Raw genomic sequence first — 21,284 nt, forward strand, 5'->3', positions numbered from 1 at the left:
GATCCTGGCCGATGGTAGGTGATCAGGCGAGCCACTTCTTCGCCGAACTCGCGAGCCGAGCCTGATCACGCTGGGTTTGGCAACTGCCGGGCTTGCCGACCGGGCATCAAGCGGCCGGTTGTGGGCCAACCTGTGCGATCGGCAGGTGCACCACGACCCCGGGCACCGGGGTGACCTCGAGTCCTTCGTTGCGGGCCAGCAGAGCCGCATTGTCCGGGAGCTGCCTGGAATTGATCTCGCCGCCGGCAATCCGACGCAGCACGTCGTGGGCTGCCGCGAGCTGTTCGCGCTTTCGGTACTGGCCGCCGGGAAGCTTGATGCCGGCCCATACGCCGTACTCCACCCGATGCTCGACCGCGTGTTGAGCACACCGGCGCTGCTGTAGGAGCGGGCACCGGCGCAGGCATTGGATCCGCGCTTGGGTGGCCGACCGCTCATAGGCGCGTGCCTTAGCGGCGCCGTCGCTGCCGTCGTCATCGGGGTACCCGAACCATAGTTCCGGGTCGGTTGCGCAGGGGTGTGCCATGTGCCGGCCTCCTTGTTGAACGAAACATAGGCAAAAGCGTATATGTCTGTGGCGGGCTCTGCAAGAGAATCGCGATAAAAACGTATATACATAAGGGGTGGCCGCGGCCGAGTCGTATCCGGGTAGTATCCGGCTTATGGCCGGAGCGTGCGGTGAGCCGTGAGTCGGCCGGCGCGGCCATTCGCGCACTTCGCGAGTCGCGTGACTGGTCCCTCGCGGACCTGGCGGCCGCCACTGGCGTAAGCACCATGGGCCTGAGCTATCTGGAGCGCGGTGCCCGCAAGCCACACAAAAGCACAGTTCAGAAGGTCGAAAATGGCCTCGGCCTGCCGCCTGGCACCTACTCGCGGCTGTTGGTCGCCGCTGATCCCGATGCGGAGCTGGCCCGACTGATCGCCGCACAGCCGTCCAACCCGACGGCTGTCCGCCGCGCCGGTGCGGTCGTCGTGGACCGCCACAGCGATACCGACGTGCTGGAGGGCTACGCCGAAGCACAGCTCGATGCCATCAAATCCGTCATCGACCGATTGCCTGCGACGACCTCCAACGAATATGAGACGTATATTCTCTCTGTGATCGCGCAATGCGTGAAGGCGGAGATGCTGGCCGCCAGCTCCTGGCGGGTGGCGGTGAACGCCGGCGCCGACTCGACCGGCCGGCTCATGGAGCATCTGCGGGCGCTGGAAGCCACGCGCGGCGCGCTACTGGAGCGGATGCCGACAAGCTTGAGCGCCCGGTTCGATCGGGCATGTGCGCAGTCGTCGTTACCGGAGGCGGTCGTGGCCGCGCTAATCGGCGTCGGCGCCGACGAAATGTGGGATATCCGCAATCGGGGCGTCATCCCTGCGGGCGCGCTCCCCCGCGTCCGAGCCTTCGTCGACGCAATCGAGGCAAGTCACGACGCGGATGAGGGGCAGCAGTGAATTACAGCGAGGTCGAGCTGTTGAGTCGCGCTCATCAACTGTTCGCCGGAGACAGTCGGCGACCGGGGTTGGATGCGGGCACCACACCCTACGGGGATCTGCTGTCTCGGGCTGCCGACCTGAATGTGGGTGCGGGCCAGCGCCGGTATCAACTCGCCGTGGACCACAGCCGGGCGGCCTTGCTGTCTGCTGCGCGAACCGATGCCGCGGCCGGGGCCGTCATCACCGGCGCTCAACGGGATCGGGCATGGGCCCGGCGGTCGACCGGAACCGTTCTCGACGAGGCTCGCTCGGATACCACCGTTACTGCGGTTATGCCGATAGCCCAGCGCGAAGCCATACGCCGTCGTGTGGCGCGGCTGCGCGCGCAACGAGCCCATGTGCTGACGGCGCGACGACGGGCACGACGGCACCTGGCGGCGCTGCGTGCGCTGCGGTACCGGGTGGCGCACGGCCCGGGGGTCGCGCTGGCCAAACTTCGGCTGCCGTCGCCGAGCGGTCGCGCCGGCATCGCGGTCCACGCCGCGCTGTCGCGACTTGGCCGTCCCTATGTCTGGGGCGCAACGGGGCCCAACCAGTTCGACTGTTCCGGTTTGGTCCAGTGGGCCTACGCCCAGGCGGGTGTTCACCTGGATCGCACCACCTATCAACAGATCAACGAGGGGATCCCGGTGCCGCGCTCACAGGTCCGGCCGGGCGATCTGGTCTTCCCGCACCCCGGGCACGTGCAGCTGGCGATCGGCAACAATCTGGTCGTCGAGGCGCCCCATGCGGGCGCGTCGGTTCGGGTCAGCTCGCTGGGCAACAACGTGCAGATTCGGCGACCGCTGAGTGGCAGATAATCGCCCAATCAGACGGGCAGGATGAGAAGGTTGAACCATGTCGGAGCAAGCCGGGTCTTCGGTAGCTGTCATCCAGGAGCGCCAGGCTTTGCTGGCAAGGCAACACGACGCCGTGGCCGAAGCCGACCGTGAGTTGGCCGACGTGCTAGCCAGCGCGCATGCGGCCATGCGGGAAAGCGTCCGTCGGCTGGATGCTATCGCGGCCGAACTCGACCGCGCGGTTCCGGATCAGGATCAGCTTGCCGTCGATACGCCCATGGGAGCGCGTGAGTTTCAAACGTTCCTGGTCGCCAAGCAGCGCGAGATCGTAGCGGTCGTCGCCGCCGCCCACGAGCTCGATCGCGCAAAAAGCGCTGTGCTAAAGCGCCTGCGGGCACAGTACACGGAACCGGCCCGTTAGCTGCGGACCGGATACGCTGGACCGGCAGGCGTTGGGTGAATTGTCGGCGACTACACACCTAGGTACTGTCACGCGGCATGGAAGCGCCGGGGACAGGGCCCGCAGTGGGTCGCAGTGGCGTTTGACGCGGCGATGTCCACGCACGAAGATCTCCTTGCCACGATCAGGTACGTCCGCGACCGAACCGGTGACCCAAACGCGTGGCAGACCGGGTTGACACCGACCGAGGTGACCGCGGTGGTCACGTCCACGACACGTTCCGAACAGCTCGATGCCATTTTGCGTAAGATCCGCCAGCGGCATTCGAACCTGTACTATCCAGCACCGCCCGATCGGGAACAAGGAGACGCCGCCCGTGCCATCGCGGATGCGGAAGCAGCTCTGGCACATCAGAATTCGGCTACCGCGCAGCTCGATCTGCAGGTCGTCTCGGCAATTCTGAACGCGCATCTGAAGACTGTCGAGGGTGGCGAATCGCTGCACGAGCTTCAGCAAGAGATCGAAGCCGCGGTACGCATTCGATCCGATCTGGACACTCCGGCCGGCGCGCGTGATTTCCAGCGTTTCTTGATCGGCAAGCTCAAGGATATCCGGGAGGTGGTTGCGACCGCGAGCCTGGACGCTGCGTCGAAATCCGCTCTGATGGCCGCCTGGACATCGCTGTATGACGCATCCAAGGGCGACCGTGGCGATGCCGATGACCGCGGACCGGCGTCGGTCGGCTCGGGCGGCGCGCCCGCACGCGGTGCCGGTCAGCAGCCGGAGTTGCCGACACGAGCCGAACCCGATTGCCTCCTCGACTCGCTGCTGCTCGAGGATCCGGGTTTGCTGGCCGATGACCTACAGGTGCCGGGAGGCACATCCGCGGCAATACCATCAGCGTCGTCGACGCCAAGCCTGCCCAATCTTGGCGGAGCAACGATGCCGGGTGGCGGAGCAACACCGGCCTTGGTCCCCGGTGTGAGCGCGCCGGGTGGGCTTCCGCTCTCCGGCCTGCTGCGCGGCGTGGGTGACGAACCGGAGTTGACGGACTTCGACGAACGGGGACAAGAAGTCAGGGATCCGGCCGATTATGAGCATTCCAACGAACCGGATGAGCGTCGCGCCGACGACCGAGAAGGCGCCGACGAGGACGCCGGGCTGGGCAAGTCAGAATCGCCACCGCAGGCTCCGACGACCGTGACGCTGCCCAACGGTGAGACGGTGACCGCGGCCAGTCCCCAGCTCGCCGCGGCGATCAAGGCGGCGGCCAGCGGCACACCGATCGCAGATGCGTTCCAACAACAGGGAATTGCCATCCCGCTACCGGGAACCGCGGTCGCCAACCCCGTCGACCCCGCCCGGATCTCAGCGGGAGACGTAGGTGTGTTCACCGCCACGCCCTTGCCCTTGGCCCTAGCAAAGCTCTTCTGGACGGCCAGATTCAACACATCTCAGCCGTGCGAGGGCCAAACTTTCTAGGCTGGATACATCCAGCGGCGACCGCGACCGCGCCGGCGAGGACCGAAGCACCGACACCAACCAGGCCGGCGGCCGCTCGATAGGTACTGACCGCCCGGTCACAACAAGAGGAGACAGCGGATGACAGATCGAATTCACGTGCAGCCTGCACATTTACGTCAGGCCGCTGCCCATCACCAGCAGACCGCCGACTACCTGCGGACCGTGCCGTCGTCGCACGACGCGATCCGCGAAAGTCTGGACTCGCTGGGGCCTATTTTCAGTGAGCTCCGCGACACCGGGCGTGAGCTGCTCGAGCTCAGAAAGCAGTGCTACCAGCAGCAAGCCGACAACCACGCCGATATTGCCCAGAACCTGCGAACGTCGGCCGCGATGTGGGAGCAGCACGAGCGAGCGGCGTCGCGCAGCCTCGGCAACATCATTGACGGGAGCCGATGACAGGGCGATGACCGACGCCAATCCCGCTTTCGACACGGTCCACCCCAGCGGGCACATTCTTGTTCGGTCCTGCCGCGGTGGATACATGCATAGCGTCTCGCTGAGCGAGGCGGCGATGGAGACCGACGCAGAAACCCTGGCGGAAGCCATCCTGCTCACCGCCGACGTGTCCTGCCTTAAAGCGTTGCTGGAAGTACGCAACGAGATCGTGGCGGCGGGCCACACCCCGTCCGCGCAGGTTCCCACGACCGACGACCTGAACGTCGCGATCGAAAAGCTGCTGGCCCATCAACTGCGCCGCCGTAACCGTTGAAGTGCTAGATGAGCCAGGTCTTGGTGCTGTCGGGATCGGGTGCGATGTCGGTGGGCGGCTCGATCGGATTGGGGCCGAACAATTCTCGCGCTCGAGTGAGCAGAGCCCGCACCTCGTCGAGTTGCTGCTGCAGCGCAGAATCAGCCATAACCCCACGCTACCCAGGCCCCGTCTGACACACAATTCACCACCCGCTCACCGCCTGCGCGGGCCAGATGATGCCGGTACGCTTACCCGGTGGCGATCTTCGGTCGATGGAGTGCGCGCCAGCGACTCCGGAGAGCGACCCGGGAATCCCTCACGATTCCGACGTTTAGCTCCTCGCTGGATTGCACCACACGGGTAATTGGCGGGCTCTGGCCCGCTGAGCTTTCGTCTAACACCGCCGAAACCGCCACGCTTGCAGAACATCTGAAAGCGGATCTGCATCGGATAGTTGGTTCTGCCAACGACGAGCTGATGGTCATCTGGCGTGCGGGGATGGCTGATTCGACGCGACGCGCAGAAGAAGACAGAGTGATCGACCGCGCCCGCGCGTCGGCGATGCGTCGCGTCGAGTCGGCGATGCGCGAGCTTCGGCAGATAACGGGGCGCGTTCCCGTGGAAATTCCGCGTATGCGCGGCGCCGGCGGCTCGGATCTGGACACGACACGACTCATGCCGGCCGTCACGGTAGTTCAGCCCGCTGACCAGGCCTGTACGGATTGGCCGGTTGCCGCCGCCGAGGATGACGAAGCCCGACTGCAGCGCCTCCTGGCGTTCGTGGCTCGTCAGGAGCCACGGCTGAACTGGGCGGTCGGCGTTCACGCGGACGGCACGACGGTCCTGGTCACCGACGTCGCCCATGGTTGGATACCTCCGGGCATCGCCCTTCCCGAAGGCGTGCGATTGTTGGCACCGGCGCGACGCGCCGGCAGAGCCCCCGAGTTGGTCGGTATCACGACGTGTTGCAAGACGTACACCCCCGGTGACTCGCTGCGTCGGGCGGTCGATTCAACCGCGCCGACGTCCTCGGTGCAGCCGCGAGCGTTGCCAGCGATCGCCGGCCTGAGTGTGGAGCTGGGCATAGCGACCCAGCGGCACGACGGCTTACCGAAGATCGTGCACGCCATGGCCACGGCGGCCGGCAACGGCGCCGCCGCCGAGGAAGTCGACCTGTTGCGGGTGCACGTCGATACCGCGCTCCACCACGTCTTGGCCCAGTATCCCCGGGTCGATCCGGCGTTACTGCTCAACTGTATGTTGTTGGCCGCCACCGAGCGCAGCGTCACGGGAGACCCGATCGCGGCGAACTATCACTTCGCGTGGTTCCGGGAACTCGATTCACGCCGATAGCTTTCTCGAATCCCCACGGCAAGCGTCCGGCGATGAATTGACGCTGGTGGGGGGCGTGGACATACTGTCATGGTGTCGGGGTCGGACAGTCGCAGCGAACCGAGCCAGCTGAGCGACCGAGACCTCGTCGAATCGGTTCTTCGTGACTTGAGCGAGGCGGCCGACAAGTGGGAGGCGCTCGTCACGCAGGCTGAAACTGTTACCTACAGCGTGGACTTGGGAGACGTTCGCGCTGTTGCCAATTCGGACGGGCGGTTGCTCGAGCTGACGTTGCATCCGGGCGTGATGACCGGCTACGCGCACGGGGAGCTGGCCGACCGAGTGAACCTGGCGATTACGGCCCTGCGCGACGAGGTTGAGGCCGAGAACCGGGCACGGTACGGCGGCCGCCTGCAGTGACATCGGTATCTGCGAGGATCAAGCCCATTTGCTGGCAAGGCATTTCGGCGCGGGGCGCAAGGCCCACAGCCGGGCCGTGGCCACCCTGAAAGCCGATATCCAAGCCTGGCACCCGGCTGGCATCCAGACCCCGAAGCCGCGATGCGAATCAGATGTGTTCGCGCGAATCGGTCACACGAGCCACCCATCAACTCGGAAGAGCCGGGTGGGGCCGGGAGCATCCGAGGCACCGCTTGCCTGACATAACAGCGTAACCGCCCCGCCATTGTCGCTGTGATGGACATGCCCCAGCCATTTGTCGGCTAGCTATACAGCGAACGTCAATTTTTCGTGAATCAGCCTGAGGCTATTGATAATTCACGGCGGCACGTCCTACTCTTAGCGGCGCTATGCGACCCAATGCGCGTGCGATGTTGCGTTTGGTGCATTGTGGTGCCGGTGCTGGTGGGCCGGCGATAACGTCGAAAGGTGCGGTATTGGGTGACCGTGTTGGCGCGTTGTCGCAGTGCCGATCGGCGGCAGCGCTGAGTCGATTCGACTTTGCACCCCGTGACTCTGTTCCCACCGCCACCTTCGGTGGTGGATGCGCTTTCAGGTCCACCAATAGGCTAGCTGTTTTCGAGCGGTGTATTTGCGTGGGGGGTGAATGTGGATACGGACAATGACAGGCCCACGCTGGCGAGGGTTTACCGCAGCCTGCGGGACATTTGTCCGGACAGCTGGAATCTTCCGGGCGGTCGGATGCCCACTGGCTTGGGCTATGACTTTCTGCGCCCTGTCGAGGACTCGGGGATCAACGACCTGAAGCACTATTACTTCATGGCGGATTTGGCCGATGGGCAACCGCTAGGCCGGGCAAACCTCTATAGCGTCTGTTTCGACCTGGCCACCACCGACCGCAAGCTCACTCCGGCCTGGCGAACGACCATCAAACGGTGGTTTCCGGGGTTTATGACCTTCCGTTTCCTCGAGTGCGGGTTGCTCACCATGGTGAGCAACCCGCTGGCGTTGCGGTCCGACACCGACTTGGAGCGGGTATTGCCTGTGCTGGCCGGCCAGATGGACCAGTTGGCGCATGACGACGGGTCGGATTTCTTGATGATCCGGGACGTGGACCCGGAACACTACCAGCGATACCTTGACATCCTGCGCCCGTTGGGCTTTCGGCCTGCGCTGGGCTTTTCCCGGGTAGACACGACCATCAGCTGGTCGAGCGTGGAAGAGGCACTGGGCTGCCTGTCTCACAAAAGGCGCCTGCCGTTGAAGACGTCGCTGGAGTTTCGTGAGCGGTTCGGTATCGAGGTCGAGGAACTCGACGAGTATGCCGAGCATGCGCCGGTATTGGCCCGGCTTTGGCGCAACGTCAAGACGGAGGCAAAGGATTACCAGCGCGAGGACCTGAACCCTGAGTTCTTCGCGGCGTGTTCTCGGCATCTGCATGGACGTAGCAGACTGTGGTTGTTCCGCTACCAGGGCACGCCAATTGCCTTCTTTTTGAACGTTTGGGGTGCGGATGAGAACTACATACTGCTTGAGTGGGGCATCGATCGTGATTTTGAACATTATAGGAAGGCGAATCTGTACCGGGCGGCGCTGATGCTCAGCCTAAAAGATGCGATCAGCCGAGATAAACGGCGAATGGAAATGGGTATTACGAACTATTTCACAAAACTTCGCATTCCGGGTGCCCGAGTCATACCGACCATCTATTTCCTGCGTCACAGCACGGATCCGGTGCATACGGCAACGTTAGCGCGAATGATGATGCACAATATTCAACGGCCAACGCTACCCGACGATATGTCGGAGGAATTCTGTCGCTGGGAAGAGCGAATACGTCTGGACCAGGACGGGCTACCCGAACACGATATCTTTCGCAAGATCGATCGTCAGCACAAATACACGGGGCTCAAACTCGGCGGAGTCTACGGTTTTTATCCCCGATTCACCGGACCGCAGCGATCCACGGTCAAGGCCGCGGAGCTGGGCGAGATCGTGTTGCTGGGCACGAACTCGTATCTGGGCCTGGCCACCCATCCAGAGGTGGTGGAGGCCTCGGCGGAGGCCACGCGACGGTACGGCACCGGCTGCTCGGGTTCGCCGTTGCTGAACGGCACGTTGGACTTGCACGTCTCGCTTGAGCAGGAACTAGCCTGTTTTTTGGGCAAACCCGCCGCCGTGTTGTGCTCCACCGGATATCAGAGCAACCTGGCGGCGATCAGCGCGCTATGCGAATCCGGGGACATGATCATCCAAGACGCGCTGAACCACCGCAGCCTGTTCGACGCCGCCAGGTTGTCCGGGGCCGACTTCACCTTGTACCGGCACAACGACATGGACCACCTGGCGCGGGTGCTACGCCGCACCGAGGGGCGCCGCCGGATCATCGTCGTGGACGCGGTGTTCAGCATGGAAGGCACCGTCGCCGACCTGGCCACCATCGCCGAGCTTGCCGACCGGCACGGCTGCCGGGTCTATGTGGACGAGTCCCATGCGCTGGGCGTGCTCGGCCCCGACGGGCGAGGAGCTTCGGCCGCGTTGGGTGTCTTGGCGCGCATGGACGTGGTGATGGGCACGTTCAGCAAATCCTTTGCCTCCGTCGGCGGGTTCATCGCCGGAGATCGGCCCGTCGTGGACTACATCCGGCACAACGGTTCAGGTCATGTGTTTTCCGCCAGCCTGCCGCCGGCCGCCGCGGCTGCCACCCACGCGGCTCTGCGCGTCAGTCGGCGTGAACCCGACCGGCGGGCTCGGGTGCTGGCCGCGGCCGAGTACATGGCCACCGGCCTGGCACGGCAGGGCTATCAGGCCGAGTATCACGGAACCGCGATCGTGCCGGTGATCCTGGGCAACCCGACCGTGGCGCATGCGGGCTATCTGCGGCTGATGCGCTCCGGGGTGTATGTGAACCCGGTGGCCCCCCCAGCCGTGCCGGAGGAGCGTTCGGGATTCCGCACCAGCTACCTAGCCGACCACCGACAATCTGACCTCGACCGGGCCTTGCACGTGTTTGCCGGCCTTGCCGAGGACCTGACCCCGCAAGGAGCCGCGCTATGAAAGAGGCCATCAACGCCACCATCCAACGGATCTTGCGAACCGACCGCGGCATCACCGCGAACCAGGTACTCGTCGACGACCTGGGTTTTGACTCGCTCAAGCTGTTCCAGTTGATCACCGAGCTAGAAGACGAATTCGACATCGCCATCTCTTTCCGCGACGCACAGAACATCAAAACAGTGGGAGACGTCTACACCAGCGTCGCGGTCTGGTTCCCCGAAACCGCCAAGCCGGCCCCACTTGGGAAAGGAACAGCATGACCGACGACGCCGATCTTGATCTGGTCCGAAGAACTTTCGCCGCGTTTGCCCGCGGCGACCTCGCCGAGCTGACGCAATGCTTTGCGCCCGACGTGGAGCAGTTTGTCCCGGGCAAGCACGCCCTGGCTGGGGTGTTCCGCGGCGTGGACAACGTGGTTGCCTGCCTCGGCGACACCGCGGCCGCCGCCGACGGCACCATGACGGTGACGCTTGAAGACGTGTTAAGCAACACCGATGGCCAGGTGATCGCCGTGTATCGATTGCGGGCCAGCAGGGCCGGGAAGGTCCTCGACCAGCGCGAGGCGATCCTGGTTACCGTCGCCGGTGGTCGGATCACCCGACTTAGCGAGTTTTACGCCGACCCGGCGGCGACCGAAAGCTTCTGGGCATGACGGCGGCCTTGCTTTCACCAGCCATCGCCTGGCAGCAGATCTCGGCTTGCACGGACCGCACGCTGACGATCACTTGCGAGGATTCCGAGGTAATCAGCTATCAGGACCTCATCGCGCGCGCGGCGGCATGCATCCCCCCGCTACGGCGTCTTGACCTCAAACGCGGTGAACCCGTGCTGATCACCGCCCACACCAACCTGGAATTCCTGTCCTGCTTTTTGGGCCTCATGCTCCATGGCGCTGTGCCGGTACCCATCCCGCCGCGGGAGGCACTGAAGACCACCGAGCGTTTCATGACTCGGCTCGGCCCACTGCTGCGCCATCACCGCGTGCTGATCTGCACACCGGCCGAACACGACGAGATACGCGCTGCCGCCAGCACCGACTGCCAGATCAGCAGATTTACTGCCCTAGCCGAGGCTGGCGACGAGCAGTTCGGCCGCGCCACGGCCCAGCAACTCGCCGACACCGCCACCGCCGACTGGCCGCTATGCACCCTCGACGACGACGCCTACGTCCAATACACCTCTGGCAGCACCGCAGCACCACGCGGAGTGGTCATCACCTACCGCAACCTGCTGTCCAACATGCGCGCAATGGCCGTGGGCTCACAATTCCAGCACGGCGATGTCATGGGCAGCTGGCTGCCCTTGCACCATGACATGGGGCTGGTGGGCAGCCTATTCGCCGCACTCTTCAACAGTGTCAGCGCGGTATTCACCACGCCACACCGGTTTCTGTATGACCCGTTGGGATTCCTCAGACTGCTCACCAGCTCCGGGGCTACCCACACGTTCATGCCTAACTTCGCTCTGGAGTGGCTGATCAACGCCTACCACAGGCGCGGCGCCGACATCGAAGGCATCGACCTACACAAAATGCGCCGCTTGATCATCGCCTCCGAACCCGTCCATGCCGAGGGCATGCGGAGATTCGCCGCCACCTTCGCCGGCGTCGGACTTGCCCCCACGGCCCTGGGTTCGGGCTATGGCCTGGCCGAAGCGACCGTCGCCGTGTCGATGTCAGCGCCCAACACGGGATTCCGCACCGAAACCCACGCCGCCGCGGAGGTCGTCACCGGCGGCCGAGTGCTGCCTGGCTACGAGGTGCGCATTGACGCCGCACCAGGTGCCCGGGCCGGAACGATCAAACTGCGCGGCGACAGCGTGGCCGCCAAAGCCTATGTGGGCGGGAAGAAGCTGGACGCGCTCGACGAGGAAGGCTTCTGCGACACCCACGACTTGGGTTTTCTTGTAGACGACGAAATCGTCATCCTTGGCCGGCAGGACGAGGTGTTCATTGTCCACGGAGAAAACAGATTCCCCTACGACATCGAGTTCATCATTCGCGGGGAATCCGAGCAGCACCGGACCAAAGTCGCATGTTTCGGGGTCAACGAACGCGTCGTGGTTGTGTTGGAAAGCCCATTGGACAGCATCATCGACAAGGCCGAAGCCGACCGACTGAGATGTCAAGTCGTTGCCGCGACTGGGCTGCAGTTGGATGAACTGATCACGGTTCGGCGCGGCGCGATTCCCACCACCACCAGCGGCAAGCTCAAACGACGCGCCGTCGCGCAGGCTTATCGAGACGGCACACTGCCCCGTCTTGCCACCCACGCGTGGACGGCGGATCCCGATAGCGCTCCCAAAACGACCCGGTCCAGCCTGGAAGGCGCCCACTGATCTTCCACTGACGTCTCATCAAACCCCCGGGGCGCTCGCGCGCTGGGCGCGCTCATCGACCGGGGCTTGGGTTGATTGGCCCCGGCTCTCTTCGCGCGCTGGGCGCGCTCATCGACCGCGGCCGGGTGGCCCGGCGAAAGCTTGGGCGATCGTCAGCCAGCGTTGTGCGTCCTCCCCTACTGCGTTGACGTCAAGAGTGCTCAGCGCGCGCCGCTGGGTGACCAGGAAGCAGAAGTCCTCGGCGGACCCGGTGACCCGCTGGGCCGCATCGGATGGCCCCCAAGACCAAGTGTCGCCGCTCGGTCCCCGCAGCTCGACCAGGAACGGCTCGGCCGGAGGGGTTAGGTTGTTGACGATGAACGCGTAGTCGCGGGTGCGGACACCGAGATGCGCAATAGACCGCAGTCGCTGGGTGGCGGGCCGGATGACGCCCAGGGCGTCGGCGACGTCCAGTCCATGTGCCCAGGTCTCCATCAACCGCGCTGTTGCCATCGACGCCGCGCTCATCGGTGGCCCGAACCAGGCCAATTTGCGGCCATCGGGAACCGCCAGCAGTTCCTCGTGCAGCCGCCCCCGAGTGACCCGCCAGTCTGTGAGCAGTTCGGCAGGTGAAACGGCCGCCAGTTCTGTCGCGGCGTCGTCGACGAAACCGGCCGGATTGGCCGCGGCGGCGGTCATCAGCTCGGCGAACCCGGCCTCGTCGGTGACCGCCGTCAGCGCCACTCGATCGGTCCACAGCAGGTGGCCGATCTGGTGTGCGATGGTCCAACCCGGCGCAGGTGTCGGATCGGCCCAGCGATCCGCTGGCAGATGCGCCACCAGCGCGTCGAGGTCGTCGCTTTCGGCACGCAGGTCTGCCACGAACGGCCCAGGATCCGCCATCACCACCTCCTGAGGTAACAGTTCGTCGGGAAAGGCATGTTTGTACCCTAGCGACCGATCACAGGCTGGCCGCGGCGCCCGACGATGGTGTGCACCACCAGCCCGGCTAGGTAGATCGCCGACCCGAACAGCACAAATACGGGCGCGTGCCCGTGCTCGGGAATCAAGGCTGCGGCCACGGTAATCGAGAGGATGTATGAGACCCAAAACAGTGCATCCTGCACGGCGAACACGTGCCCGCGCAATGCGTCGTCGACGTCCATCTGCATCGCCGAATCGGCGCACAGCTTGACCACCTGGCCGGCCACACCTAAAAGGAAGCCGCATACCACCATCACCGGGACCAGCAGCCCGGCGGCCGCGACCTGGATAGTGGCGGCCGCAGCCAACGCGCCATTTGCCGTGGCGTAGCGTCCCCAGCGCCGGATCGCGGTCGGAGTCAAGACGTTGGCCAGGAAGGCTCCCAGCCCGGTGGCCGCGAAGAACAGCAGTGCGGTACCCAACCCCCCAACGGCCCGGGCGGTCACGTGGCGGACCAGGAGCAAGATCAGCAGTGAGTTGATACCGACCACCATCCGATGCGCTGCCAAACCGGACAGGCCGGCAGCGACGGTCGGAAGTTGCACCACGGTGCGCGCTCCATGTAGCCAACCGGTGACCACGGCGTAGACAGCAGATCCGTGGATCGCGCGTTCGGTGTCGTCCGGGCCGAGTACCCGCGGGCCGAACCGCAGCGACCAAAGCAACGCGATCGATACGGGGATCGCCACCAGGAAGACGATCGCGGAGGCCCCCTCGTCGCCGCTGCCGAGCAGCCAACGAGGCAACAGCATGAAGTTGGCGCCCAGGAACGCGGAGACCGCCCCCGACGCGATGGCCACCGAGTTCATCGTGACCACCTGTTCGCGCGGCACCACGTGGGGCAGTGCCGCCGACAGTCCCGAGGCGACGAATCGTGCCAAGCCGTTGGCGACCAGCGCTCCGACCAACAGCGGCACGTCGCCGGCTCCGACCGCGAGTATCGTGCCGACCCCGGCGATCAGGGCTAGCCGGCCGGTGTTGGCGCCAACCAGCACCCACCGCCGATCCCACCGGTCCATTAGGGCCCCGGCGAAGGGCCCCAGCAGCGAATAGGGCAGAAACAGCACCGCGAAGGCCCCCGCGATGGCCATCGGGTCGGCCGCCCGGTCCGGGTTGAACAGCAACGCTCCGGCCAGCCCCGCCTGAAACAACCCGTCGCCGAACTGACTCGCAACCCGCACCTGCAGCAGACGCCAGAAGTCGGGCAAGCTGCGCACCGACCGCCAAACGTCGACGGGTGCGCGTGCGTGCATCCGGGAGTGAATCACTAAACCCACTTCCACCCTGGGCACAGGCAAGGTTCGGTCCACCCCGTGCCGCCCCAACCACAGTACAAATATTCGCCGACCCTGCTTGTTCGCCCCGGGCGATGCGACGGTGGTGCGATGATGGTGTGGTGGCGCCGCACGAAGACCCCGAGGACCATGTCGCACCCGCCGCACAACGGGTGCGAGCGGGCACCTTATTGTTGGCCAACACCGATCTCCTTGAACCGACATTTCGCCGCAGTGTGATCTACATCGTGGAGCACAACGACGGCGGCACCCTCGGTGTGGTCCTCAATCGGCCCAGCGAAACCGCGGTCTACAACGTGTTGCCGCAGTGGGCCAAACTCGCGGCCAAGCCAAAGACAATGTTCATCGGTGGGCCGGTGAAGCGCGACGCGGCGCTGTGTCTGGCGGTATTGCGGGTTGGCGCTGACCCGGAAGGCGTGCCGGGCCTAAGGCATGTCGCGGGCAGGCTGGTGATGGTCGATCTGGATGCCGACCCCGAGGTGCTCGCAGCGGCGGTGGAAGGGGTGCGCATCTACGCCGGGTACTCCGGCTGGACCATCGGTCAGCTCGAAGGTGAAATCGAGCGCGACGACTGGATTGTGTTGTCGGCGTTGCCATCTGACGTTTTGGTGGGGCCGAGAGCCGACCTGTGGGGGCAGGTGCTGCGACGGCAGCCGCTGCCGCTGTCGCTGCTGGCCACCCACCCGATCGATCTGAGCCGGAACTAGGCTACTCCGCCGCCGAGCTTGCCAGAGCAGCGCGTCGCGTCGCCGCGGTCGAGCCAGGCGATCCGGCCCAGCCTAGTGGGCCACAGGCTGTTCAATGACAGGCCTGGGTGCAGACCGCGCAGCTGCCAACGCAGTTGGCGGTGGGGCTAGCGGTTTCACGGCGCAGCGCGTACTGGGCGCTCTGCCACGACCCCGCGGCCAGCGTGCCGACCGCGCCCGCAATGCAGACGATCACCACCATCAAGGCGGTGTGCCCGGGCGCGGCCACCGCCACCACTCCCCCGGCGGCCAGCATTACTGCGGCTGCCAACTGCGTGGGCGCCATCGCGCGCAGCGCCAGCGCCGTGGGGTCGGCAGTGGGCGTATGGCACAGCGACCAGCTCCCGAACAGGGCGGACGCCGCCGCCGCACACATGCACAGCACACCCGCGAGGAACATTCGTTCACCATACGAGGCCGCCGACGAATCCGCTCACCGAGCTCCATGCGGGCCCGTGTTTCTGCTCGGCCTCATCGCGACCTAGCGCGGCGGGACTGGTGTCAGGGTGCCCGCGGGCGGATACCCAGGCGCCTGCCCGGGTAGTCCCACCGGTGCCGAACCGGGTGCCGGGGCAGGCGCCTGAGCGGGCGCCGCATGCGCAACCACTTGGAATCCGTTGACAATCGCATCGGTGGCCGGCCCGTCGGTGACCGCCTGCGACAGCGCGGTGGTCACCGACAGCGAAACCAGGTACTTGTCGGCTCCGGAGGTGGCGATGACGTGGCGCCGGGAGGTGTTGAGGGTCATGTCGTTTTCGCGGTAGGTGCCCTCGATGATTGATGACGGAAAGCCGTCGAAATTGGCCATCGAGGCGTTTGTGGTCTGCCATGCGAGCAATTTCTGGCTGTCAATGTAGCCGTGTGTGATGGCCTCAGCGGGATCGAAGTCACCGATCAGCCTATACACCACCAGCTGCGCATTCGACGTGTAGACGCTGTTGCCCAACCGGTCGGCGATCACCACGAACGCGTCGGGCACGTTGGGGTCGGGCACCTGAGTCCAGCGCGGCGGCATGGGCAGTGTGATGTCGAGCGCCTTGAATCCGTGCGGTCGCTGTGCCTCCAGCTTGACGCCCTTCTCCCGGAGGTGGTCCCGAAGTGTGCCGCTGATCGCGGGAGTCACTGGCGGCGGCAGCGGGGGCACAGCGGTGGACCCGGGTGCTCCGACCGGAATCGGCGACGCGATCGGTGCGGGTGCTGGCGCCGGTGAGAACCTGTTGCTGCTCCCGCCCGGAAGCGCCGTGAGGTTCTGCACGGGCGGGACTGTTGCCGGCGCCGAGACTGGGGCAGGGATAGGCGGCGGTGGCAGCAGGGGATCCGCTGAGGCCTTCCCGGCGGTGACCAGCACCACGCCGATGAAACCGGTGGCCATGCCGCCTGCGAAGACCCGCCAGGTGCGCGCGATCTGGATCATTTGCGTCGGTCCCTCCGAATGGCCGGGCGACGGTGCCCGTCGTCGAGGCTGAATGTAACCAGCGCTCCATGGCAGTGCACAGGCTTGAAATGCAGCTGGAATGAACCTCTGATCGTGGTGCAACGGAACCGAGACCAACCCGTGGCCGGTAGCGCGGCCCCGGAGGTTCCCGGGCCACCCTTATACCCTGTTGGGCGTGACCGAATCGCCAACCGCTGGGCCTGGCGGCGTGCCCCGTGCCGACGACGCGGACTCCGACGTGCCACGGTACCGCTATACCGCCGAGCTCGCGGCTAGGCTGGAACGGACCTGGCAGGAAAACTGGGCCCGGCTAGGGACGTTCAACGTGCCCAACCCGGTCGGCTCGCTGGCCCCACCGGATGGTGCCGCGGTGCCTGACGACAAGCTCTTCGTGCAGGACATGTTCCCCTACCCCTCGGGTGAGGGACTCCACGTTGGTCATCCCCTCGGCTACATCGCGACCGACGTCTATGCCCGCTATTTCCGGATGGTGGGCCGTAATGTGCTGCATGCGCTAGGGTTCGACGCGTTCGGGCTGCCCGCCGAGCAATACGCGGTACAAACCGGCACCCATCCGCGTACCCGGACCGAAGCCAACGTCGTCAACTTTCGCCGCCAGTTGGGCCGGCTGGGCTTCGGCCACGACAGCCGACGAAGCTTCTCGACCACCGATGTCGACTTCTACAGGTGGACTCAGTGGATCTTCCTACAGATATACAACGCGTGGTTCGACACCACAGCCAACAAGGCGCGCCCGATATCAGAGCTGGTCGCCGAATTCGAGTCCGGTGCAAGGTGTCTCGATGGCGGCCGGGATTGGGCCAAGTTGACCGCGGGGGAGCGAGCCGATGTGATCGACGAGTACCGGCTGGTCTATCGGGCGGATTCGCTGGTGAACTGGTGCCCGGGGCTAGGTACGGTGCTTGCCAACGAAGAGGTGACCGCCGACGGCCGCAGCGACCGGGGCAATTTTCCGGTGTTCCGGAAGCGGTTGCGGCAATGGATGATGCGGATCACCGCCTATGCCGACCGGCTGCTCGACGACCTGGATGTGCTGGATTGGCCTGAGCAGGTCAAGACCATGCAGCGCAACTGGATCGGGCGTTCGACGGGTGCGGTGGCGCTGTTCTCGGCGAGAGCGGCCAGCGATGACGGGTTCGAAGTCGACATCGAGGTGTTCACCACGCGGCCCGACACCTTGTTCGGCGCCACGTATCTGGTGCTGGCTCCCGAGCACGACTTGGTCGACGAGTTGGTCGCCGCGTCCTGGCCGGCTGGGGTCAACCCCTTGTGGACATACGGCGGCGGCACACCTGGTGAGGCCATCGCCGCCTACCGGCGTGCGATCGCCGCCAAATCAGACCTCGAGCGCCAGGAGAGCAGGGAAAAGACCGGCGTCTTCTTGGGCAGCTACGCCATCAACCCGGCCAACGGTGAGCCGGTGCCGATCTTCATCGCCGACTACGTGCTGGCCGGGTACGGTACCGGGGCAATCATGGCGGTGCCGGGTCATGACCAGCGGGACTGGGACTTCGCTCGGGCATTTGGTCTACCGATCGTGGAAGTAATTGCCGGCGGCAATATTTCGGAATCCGCGTATACAGGCGATGGCATCCTGGTCAACTCGGATTACCTCAATGGAATGAGCGTGCCAGCAGCAAAGCGGGCCATCGTCGACCGGTTGGAGTCCGCGGGCCGCGGCCGGGCTCGAATCGAATTCAAATTGCGCGACTGGCTTTTTGCGCGGCAGCGGTATTGGGGTGAACCATTCCCGATCGTCTATGACAGCGACGGGCGTCCGCATGCGCTCGACGAAGCTGCACTGCCCGTCGAGCTGCCTGATGTCCCGGACTACTCGCCGGTTTTGTTCGACCCCGACGATGCGGACAGCGAGCCTTCGCCCCCACTGGCCAAGGCGACTGAGTGGGTACACGTCGACCTGGACCTCGGTGATGGCCTGAAGCCCTACAGCCGCGACACCAACGTGATGCCGCAGTGGGCGGGCAGCTCCTGGTATGAACTGCGCTACACCGATCCGCACAACTCAGAACGGTTCTGCGCCAAGGAAAACGAGGCCTATTGGATGGGACCGCGGCCGGCTGAGCACGGCCCGGACGACCCCGGTGGCGTCGACTTGTACGTCGGCGGTGCTGAACACGCGGTTTTGCACCTGCTGTATTCCAGGTTCTGGCACAAGGTCTTGTACGACCTGGGTCACGTCAGCTCTCGCGAGCCTTACCGCAGGCTGGTCAATCAGGGCTATATTCAAGCTTACGCTTACACCGATGCGCGCGGATCCTATGTCCCTGCCGAGCAGGTGATCGAACGCGGTGACAGATTTGTCTATCCTGGACCTGACGGTGAGGTCGAAGTTTTCCAGGAATTCGGCAAAATCGGTAAGAGCCTGAAGAATTCGGTATCGCCGGACGAAATCTGCGACGCATACGGGGCAGATACGCTTCGGGTTTACGAGATGTCGATGGGGCCGCTGGAGGCTTCACGTCCATGGGCCACAAAGGATGTTGTCGGCGCGTACCGTTTTCTGCAGCGGGTGTGGCGCTTGGTCGTCGACGAGCACACCGGCGAAACTCGGGTGGCTGACGGCGTGGAACTCGACATCGATACGCTACGGGCGTTGCACCGCACCATCGTCGGCGTGTCAGAAGACTTTGCGGCACTTCGCAATAACACCGCAACGGCTAAGTTGATCGAATACACGAACCACCTCACCAAGAAGCATCGTGATGCGGTGCCTCGGGCCGCCGTGGAGCCGCTTGTACAAATGCTGGCTCCGCTGGCCCCACATATTGCCGAGGAGCTGTGGCTGCGACTGGGCAACACCACCTCGTTGGCACACGGCCCGTTCCCGAAGGCCGATGCCGCCTACCTCGTCGACGAGACGGTCGAGTATCCGGTGCAGGTGAACGGCAAGGTACGTGGCCGGGTGGTGGTGGCCGCCGACACCGACGAGGAAACGCTGAAAGCCGCCGTTCTGACCGACGAAAAGGTCCAGGCATTCTTGGCTGGTGCCACCCCGCGCAAGGTTATCGTGGTCGCCGGCCGGCTGGTCAATCTCGTCATCTAGGTCGTGTCGGCGGTGCCGACGGTGGGCGAGGTAATCCGCGGGGTAGTTCGTTGTATGCGTTACGCCGCGAGAGCCGGCGGCGACCAGATTGGTTGATAGCGTGGTACTTTCACGCTCGTTTGCGAGCAGGGGAGTTGCTTGCAGGGCCACTGGCCGGTTCGCCCGAGGCGAGACGCTCCAGTGGCGCCAGGGCCTTCCTGAGGGTTTCCAAGTCGGAGCGGGGAAGTTGGCTGAGCAGCGCGGCCAGAGCCGCGCGCCGGTTGGCCAGTGACTCACCGTGAACCGCCCGCCCTTGCGGCGTGATGTCTACCAACACCGCCCGCAAGTCGGACGGGTCTCGCGAGCGTTTCACCAGTCCAATCTTCTCGAGCCGCCGGATCGCCACGGTGGTGGTGGGAGTTCGCACCCGTTCGTGAGCGGCCAGGTCGGTCATCCGGATGGGACCTTGATCGAGCAGGGTGACCAGGATCGACAGTTGCGCCAGCGTTAGGTCGCCGGCTGCAGCCCCGTTGGGATCCCCGCGGCGCAGCATTGAAATCAGCTTGGACAATGCGCGGTGCAGCCCCTCCGCCAGTTGGGTCACTTCCGGTGCGGTGAATTCGCTGTCCGCCATAAACCGGCAGTCTAACCTGACATGCGTGTGACCGTAGACTTGTGTCGGGCGACCTTTGACCGCCAATGCATTTGGTCCCGAAATCCGCTGCATTTTCTTGCCAATCGAGCGGACAACACTCATGTCATGGCTGACTACCTACATTGTCAGTTCTGCCGGATCCATGGTCAGTGATGTCGAATGCCACTGACCGCCAACGGAAACCGGCTCTCGCGTTAACGGGACAGTCAATATTGGAGACGCCGGCAGCCGCTGCTGGCTTCACCATCGGATCGGCGTAATTAGGGCACCGGTGAGGAGGGCTGGTAGCTTCTGGCGAAGCCAGGGATCGGCGCCCCAAACGGGCCGGGACAAGCGCCCTCGGGCGGGACCAATACTCGGCGGCGGAACAGTTCGGCCAGCATCGTCTGGGCCATCAGCTCGGAACGGCCGATGCAGGCAGCCCTCGCAGCTTCAGGTTCGCGCCGATGGATTGCGGCGTTCTCTTCCTCGTAGAACGGCAACACGTCGTCGCGGCTGTTTTGGTATGTCATCCAGAACACTCGCGGAATCAGGTTCTGTGAGGCCCGGATGGTGGCGTGCAGCCGCGGTCCTGCGTACTCGTCGTTGACCGTGCGCCGGTACTCCCACACGCATTCGGCGAAGGCCCGCGACTCCTTGGAGTTGCGCAGCGATCGCATGACTGCGTCGAGCTGGCCCAGGATCCGAGGCGTGGGGTTGGCGGCTGCGCGGGCAGAGGCAATGCCGTTGAGCAAGCCGTCGAGTTCGTGATGTTCCAGGATGGTGGCGACGTCGAACCGCTCGATGAACGCGCCGCGGTGATAGCGAGTCGACACAATGCCGTCGTGTTCGAGTTGAACCAGCGCCTCTTGGATGGGAACCCGGCTGACCCCCAGGCCGTGCGCGATTTCATTGCGGTCGACGCGGTCCCCGCTGCGCAGTTTGCCGGTCAATAGCAGGTTGAGGATGTGGGCGACAACCTGGTCCTTTTCCTTAACCCCGTACTTTTTTGGCATCGGTATCTAGCATCTCTTTCAGCCCGCTGCAGCCATCCGGCGCTGGCAAGTTTCTCATGACTCGGCGTCTGCGTTGTGGTGTTTCCCAGATGAAGCCGGG

Annotated in this window: 21 protein-coding genes; 14 read left to right on the forward strand and 7 right to left on the reverse strand. The window is 64.7% G+C overall.

The window, feature by feature from the left end; all coding sequences use genetic code 11:
• Positions 1 to 106 precede the first annotated feature (106 nt).
• The gene (whiB5, locus tag Rv0022c) at positions 107 to 526 is read right to left on the reverse strand and encodes a transcriptional regulator WhiB5 (RefSeq protein NP_214536.1); all 420 of its coding nucleotides are present in this window, start codon (positions 524 to 526) and stop codon (positions 107 to 109) included.
• Between the two features lie 152 nt (positions 527 to 678).
• Between whiB5 and Rv0023 the strand changes: the two genes are divergently transcribed.
• From Rv0023 to fadD34, 12 genes are all read left to right on the forward strand, one after another.
• On the forward strand, positions 679 to 1,449 hold the full coding sequence (locus Rv0023; protein ID NP_214537.1) for a transcriptional regulator: 771 nt from the start codon (positions 679 to 681) through the stop codon (positions 1,447 to 1,449).
• Complete coding sequence (locus Rv0024; protein NP_214538.1) at positions 1,446 to 2,291, forward strand: NLP/P60 family protein; 846 nt, start codon at positions 1,446 to 1,448, stop codon at positions 2,289 to 2,291. The genes Rv0023 and Rv0024 overlap by 4 nt, the downstream gene beginning before the upstream one ends.
• Before the next feature lie 37 nt (positions 2,292 to 2,328).
• Positions 2,329 to 2,691, forward strand: a complete 363-nt coding sequence (locus tag Rv0025; RefSeq protein NP_214539.1) for a hypothetical protein — start codon at positions 2,329 to 2,331, stop codon at positions 2,689 to 2,691.
• A gap of 114 nt (positions 2,692 to 2,805) precedes the next feature.
• A complete protein-coding gene (locus tag Rv0026; RefSeq protein ID NP_214540.1) occupies positions 2,806 to 4,152 on the forward strand; it encodes a hypothetical protein in 1,347 nt (448 codons plus the stop codon).
• A 120-nt stretch (positions 4,153 to 4,272) separates the two neighbouring features.
• Positions 4,273 to 4,590, forward strand: a complete 318-nt coding sequence (locus tag Rv0027; RefSeq protein ID NP_214541.1) for a hypothetical protein — start codon at positions 4,273 to 4,275, stop codon at positions 4,588 to 4,590.
• A 7-nt stretch (positions 4,591 to 4,597) separates the two neighbouring features.
• Positions 4,598 to 4,903 carry a hypothetical protein gene (locus Rv0028; RefSeq protein NP_214542.1) on the forward strand — a complete coding sequence of 102 codons (306 nt, stop codon included), beginning with the start codon at positions 4,598 to 4,600 and terminating at the stop codon, positions 4,901 to 4,903.
• Between the two features lie 237 nt (positions 4,904 to 5,140).
• Positions 5,141 to 6,238, forward strand: a complete 1,098-nt coding sequence (locus Rv0029; protein ID NP_214543.1) for a hypothetical protein — start codon at positions 5,141 to 5,143, stop codon at positions 6,236 to 6,238.
• A 69-nt stretch (positions 6,239 to 6,307) separates the two neighbouring features.
• Positions 6,308 to 6,637 carry a hypothetical protein gene (locus Rv0030; RefSeq protein ID NP_214544.1) on the forward strand — a complete coding sequence of 110 codons (330 nt, stop codon included), beginning with the start codon at positions 6,308 to 6,310 and terminating at the stop codon, positions 6,635 to 6,637.
• A gap of 741 nt (positions 6,638 to 7,378) precedes the next feature.
• Positions 7,379 to 9,694 carry an 8-amino-7-oxononanoate synthase gene (gene bioF2, locus Rv0032; RefSeq protein NP_214546.1) on the forward strand — a complete coding sequence of 772 codons (2,316 nt, stop codon included), beginning with the start codon at positions 7,379 to 7,381 and terminating at the stop codon, positions 9,692 to 9,694.
• Positions 9,691 to 9,954: an acyl carrier protein AcpA gene (gene acpA, locus Rv0033; RefSeq protein ID NP_214547.1), complete on the forward strand. Its 264-nt coding sequence runs from the start codon at positions 9,691 to 9,693 to the stop codon at positions 9,952 to 9,954. The genes bioF2 and acpA overlap by 4 nt, the downstream gene beginning before the upstream one ends.
• Positions 9,951 to 10,346 (forward strand): hypothetical protein, encoded by a 396-nt coding sequence (locus Rv0034; protein NP_214548.1) that lies wholly within the window; start codon positions 9,951 to 9,953, stop codon positions 10,344 to 10,346. Before acpA ends, Rv0034 begins: the two co-directional genes overlap by 4 nt.
• The gene (gene fadD34, locus Rv0035; protein YP_177686.1) at positions 10,343 to 12,031 is read left to right on the forward strand and encodes a fatty-acid--CoA ligase FadD34; all 1,689 of its coding nucleotides are present in this window, start codon (positions 10,343 to 10,345) and stop codon (positions 12,029 to 12,031) included. Before Rv0034 ends, fadD34 begins: the two co-directional genes overlap by 4 nt.
• A gap of 108 nt (positions 12,032 to 12,139) precedes the next feature.
• Here the strand turns inward: fadD34 and Rv0036c are convergent, their stop codons facing one another.
• Both Rv0036c and Rv0037c read right to left on the reverse strand, forming a co-directional pair.
• On the reverse strand, positions 12,140 to 12,913 hold the full coding sequence (locus tag Rv0036c) for a hypothetical protein (RefSeq protein NP_214550.1): 774 nt from the start codon (positions 12,911 to 12,913) through the stop codon (positions 12,140 to 12,142).
• A gap of 47 nt (positions 12,914 to 12,960) precedes the next feature.
• The gene (locus Rv0037c) at positions 12,961 to 14,286 is read right to left on the reverse strand and encodes an MFS-type transporter (protein ID NP_214551.1); all 1,326 of its coding nucleotides are present in this window, start codon (positions 14,284 to 14,286) and stop codon (positions 12,961 to 12,963) included.
• A gap of 101 nt (positions 14,287 to 14,387) precedes the next feature.
• Between Rv0037c and Rv0038 the strand changes: the two genes are divergently transcribed.
• On the forward strand, positions 14,388 to 14,996 hold the full coding sequence (locus tag Rv0038) for a hypothetical protein (protein NP_214552.1): 609 nt from the start codon (positions 14,388 to 14,390) through the stop codon (positions 14,994 to 14,996).
• Between the two features lie 91 nt (positions 14,997 to 15,087).
• On the opposite strand, the gene Rv0039c is transcribed toward Rv0038, so the two are convergent.
• Entirely contained in the window at positions 15,088 to 15,435 is a 348-nt protein-coding gene (locus Rv0039c) for a transmembrane protein (protein NP_214553.1), read from the reverse strand.
• 81 nt (positions 15,436 to 15,516) lie between these two features.
• Positions 15,517 to 16,449 (reverse strand): hypothetical protein, encoded by a 933-nt coding sequence (gene mtc28, locus Rv0040c; protein ID NP_214554.2) that lies wholly within the window; start codon positions 16,447 to 16,449, stop codon positions 15,517 to 15,519.
• A gap of 196 nt (positions 16,450 to 16,645) precedes the next feature.
• Here mtc28 and leuS point away from each other — a divergent pair, with 196 nt between their 5' ends.
• Entirely contained in the window at positions 16,646 to 19,555 is a 2,910-nt protein-coding gene (gene leuS / locus Rv0041; protein NP_214555.1) for a leucine--tRNA ligase, read from the forward strand.
• A gap of 109 nt (positions 19,556 to 19,664) precedes the next feature.
• Here leuS and Rv0042c read toward each other — a convergent pair whose 3' ends face one another.
• Together Rv0042c and Rv0043c are read right to left on the reverse strand one after the other, a co-directional pair.
• Positions 19,665 to 20,291 carry a transcriptional regulator gene (locus tag Rv0042c; RefSeq protein NP_214556.1) on the reverse strand — a complete coding sequence of 209 codons (627 nt, stop codon included), beginning with the start codon at positions 20,289 to 20,291 and terminating at the stop codon, positions 19,665 to 19,667.
• A 158-nt stretch (positions 20,292 to 20,449) separates the two neighbouring features.
• A complete protein-coding gene (locus Rv0043c; protein ID NP_214557.1) occupies positions 20,450 to 21,184 on the reverse strand; it encodes an HTH-type transcriptional regulator in 735 nt (244 codons plus the stop codon).
• Positions 21,185 to 21,284 lie beyond the last annotated feature (100 nt).

It is taken from the genome of Mycobacterium tuberculosis H37Rv, assembly GCF_000195955.2.
In the GTDB taxonomy this organism is placed as follows: Bacteria; Actinomycetota; Actinomycetes; order Mycobacteriales; family Mycobacteriaceae; genus Mycobacterium; species Mycobacterium tuberculosis.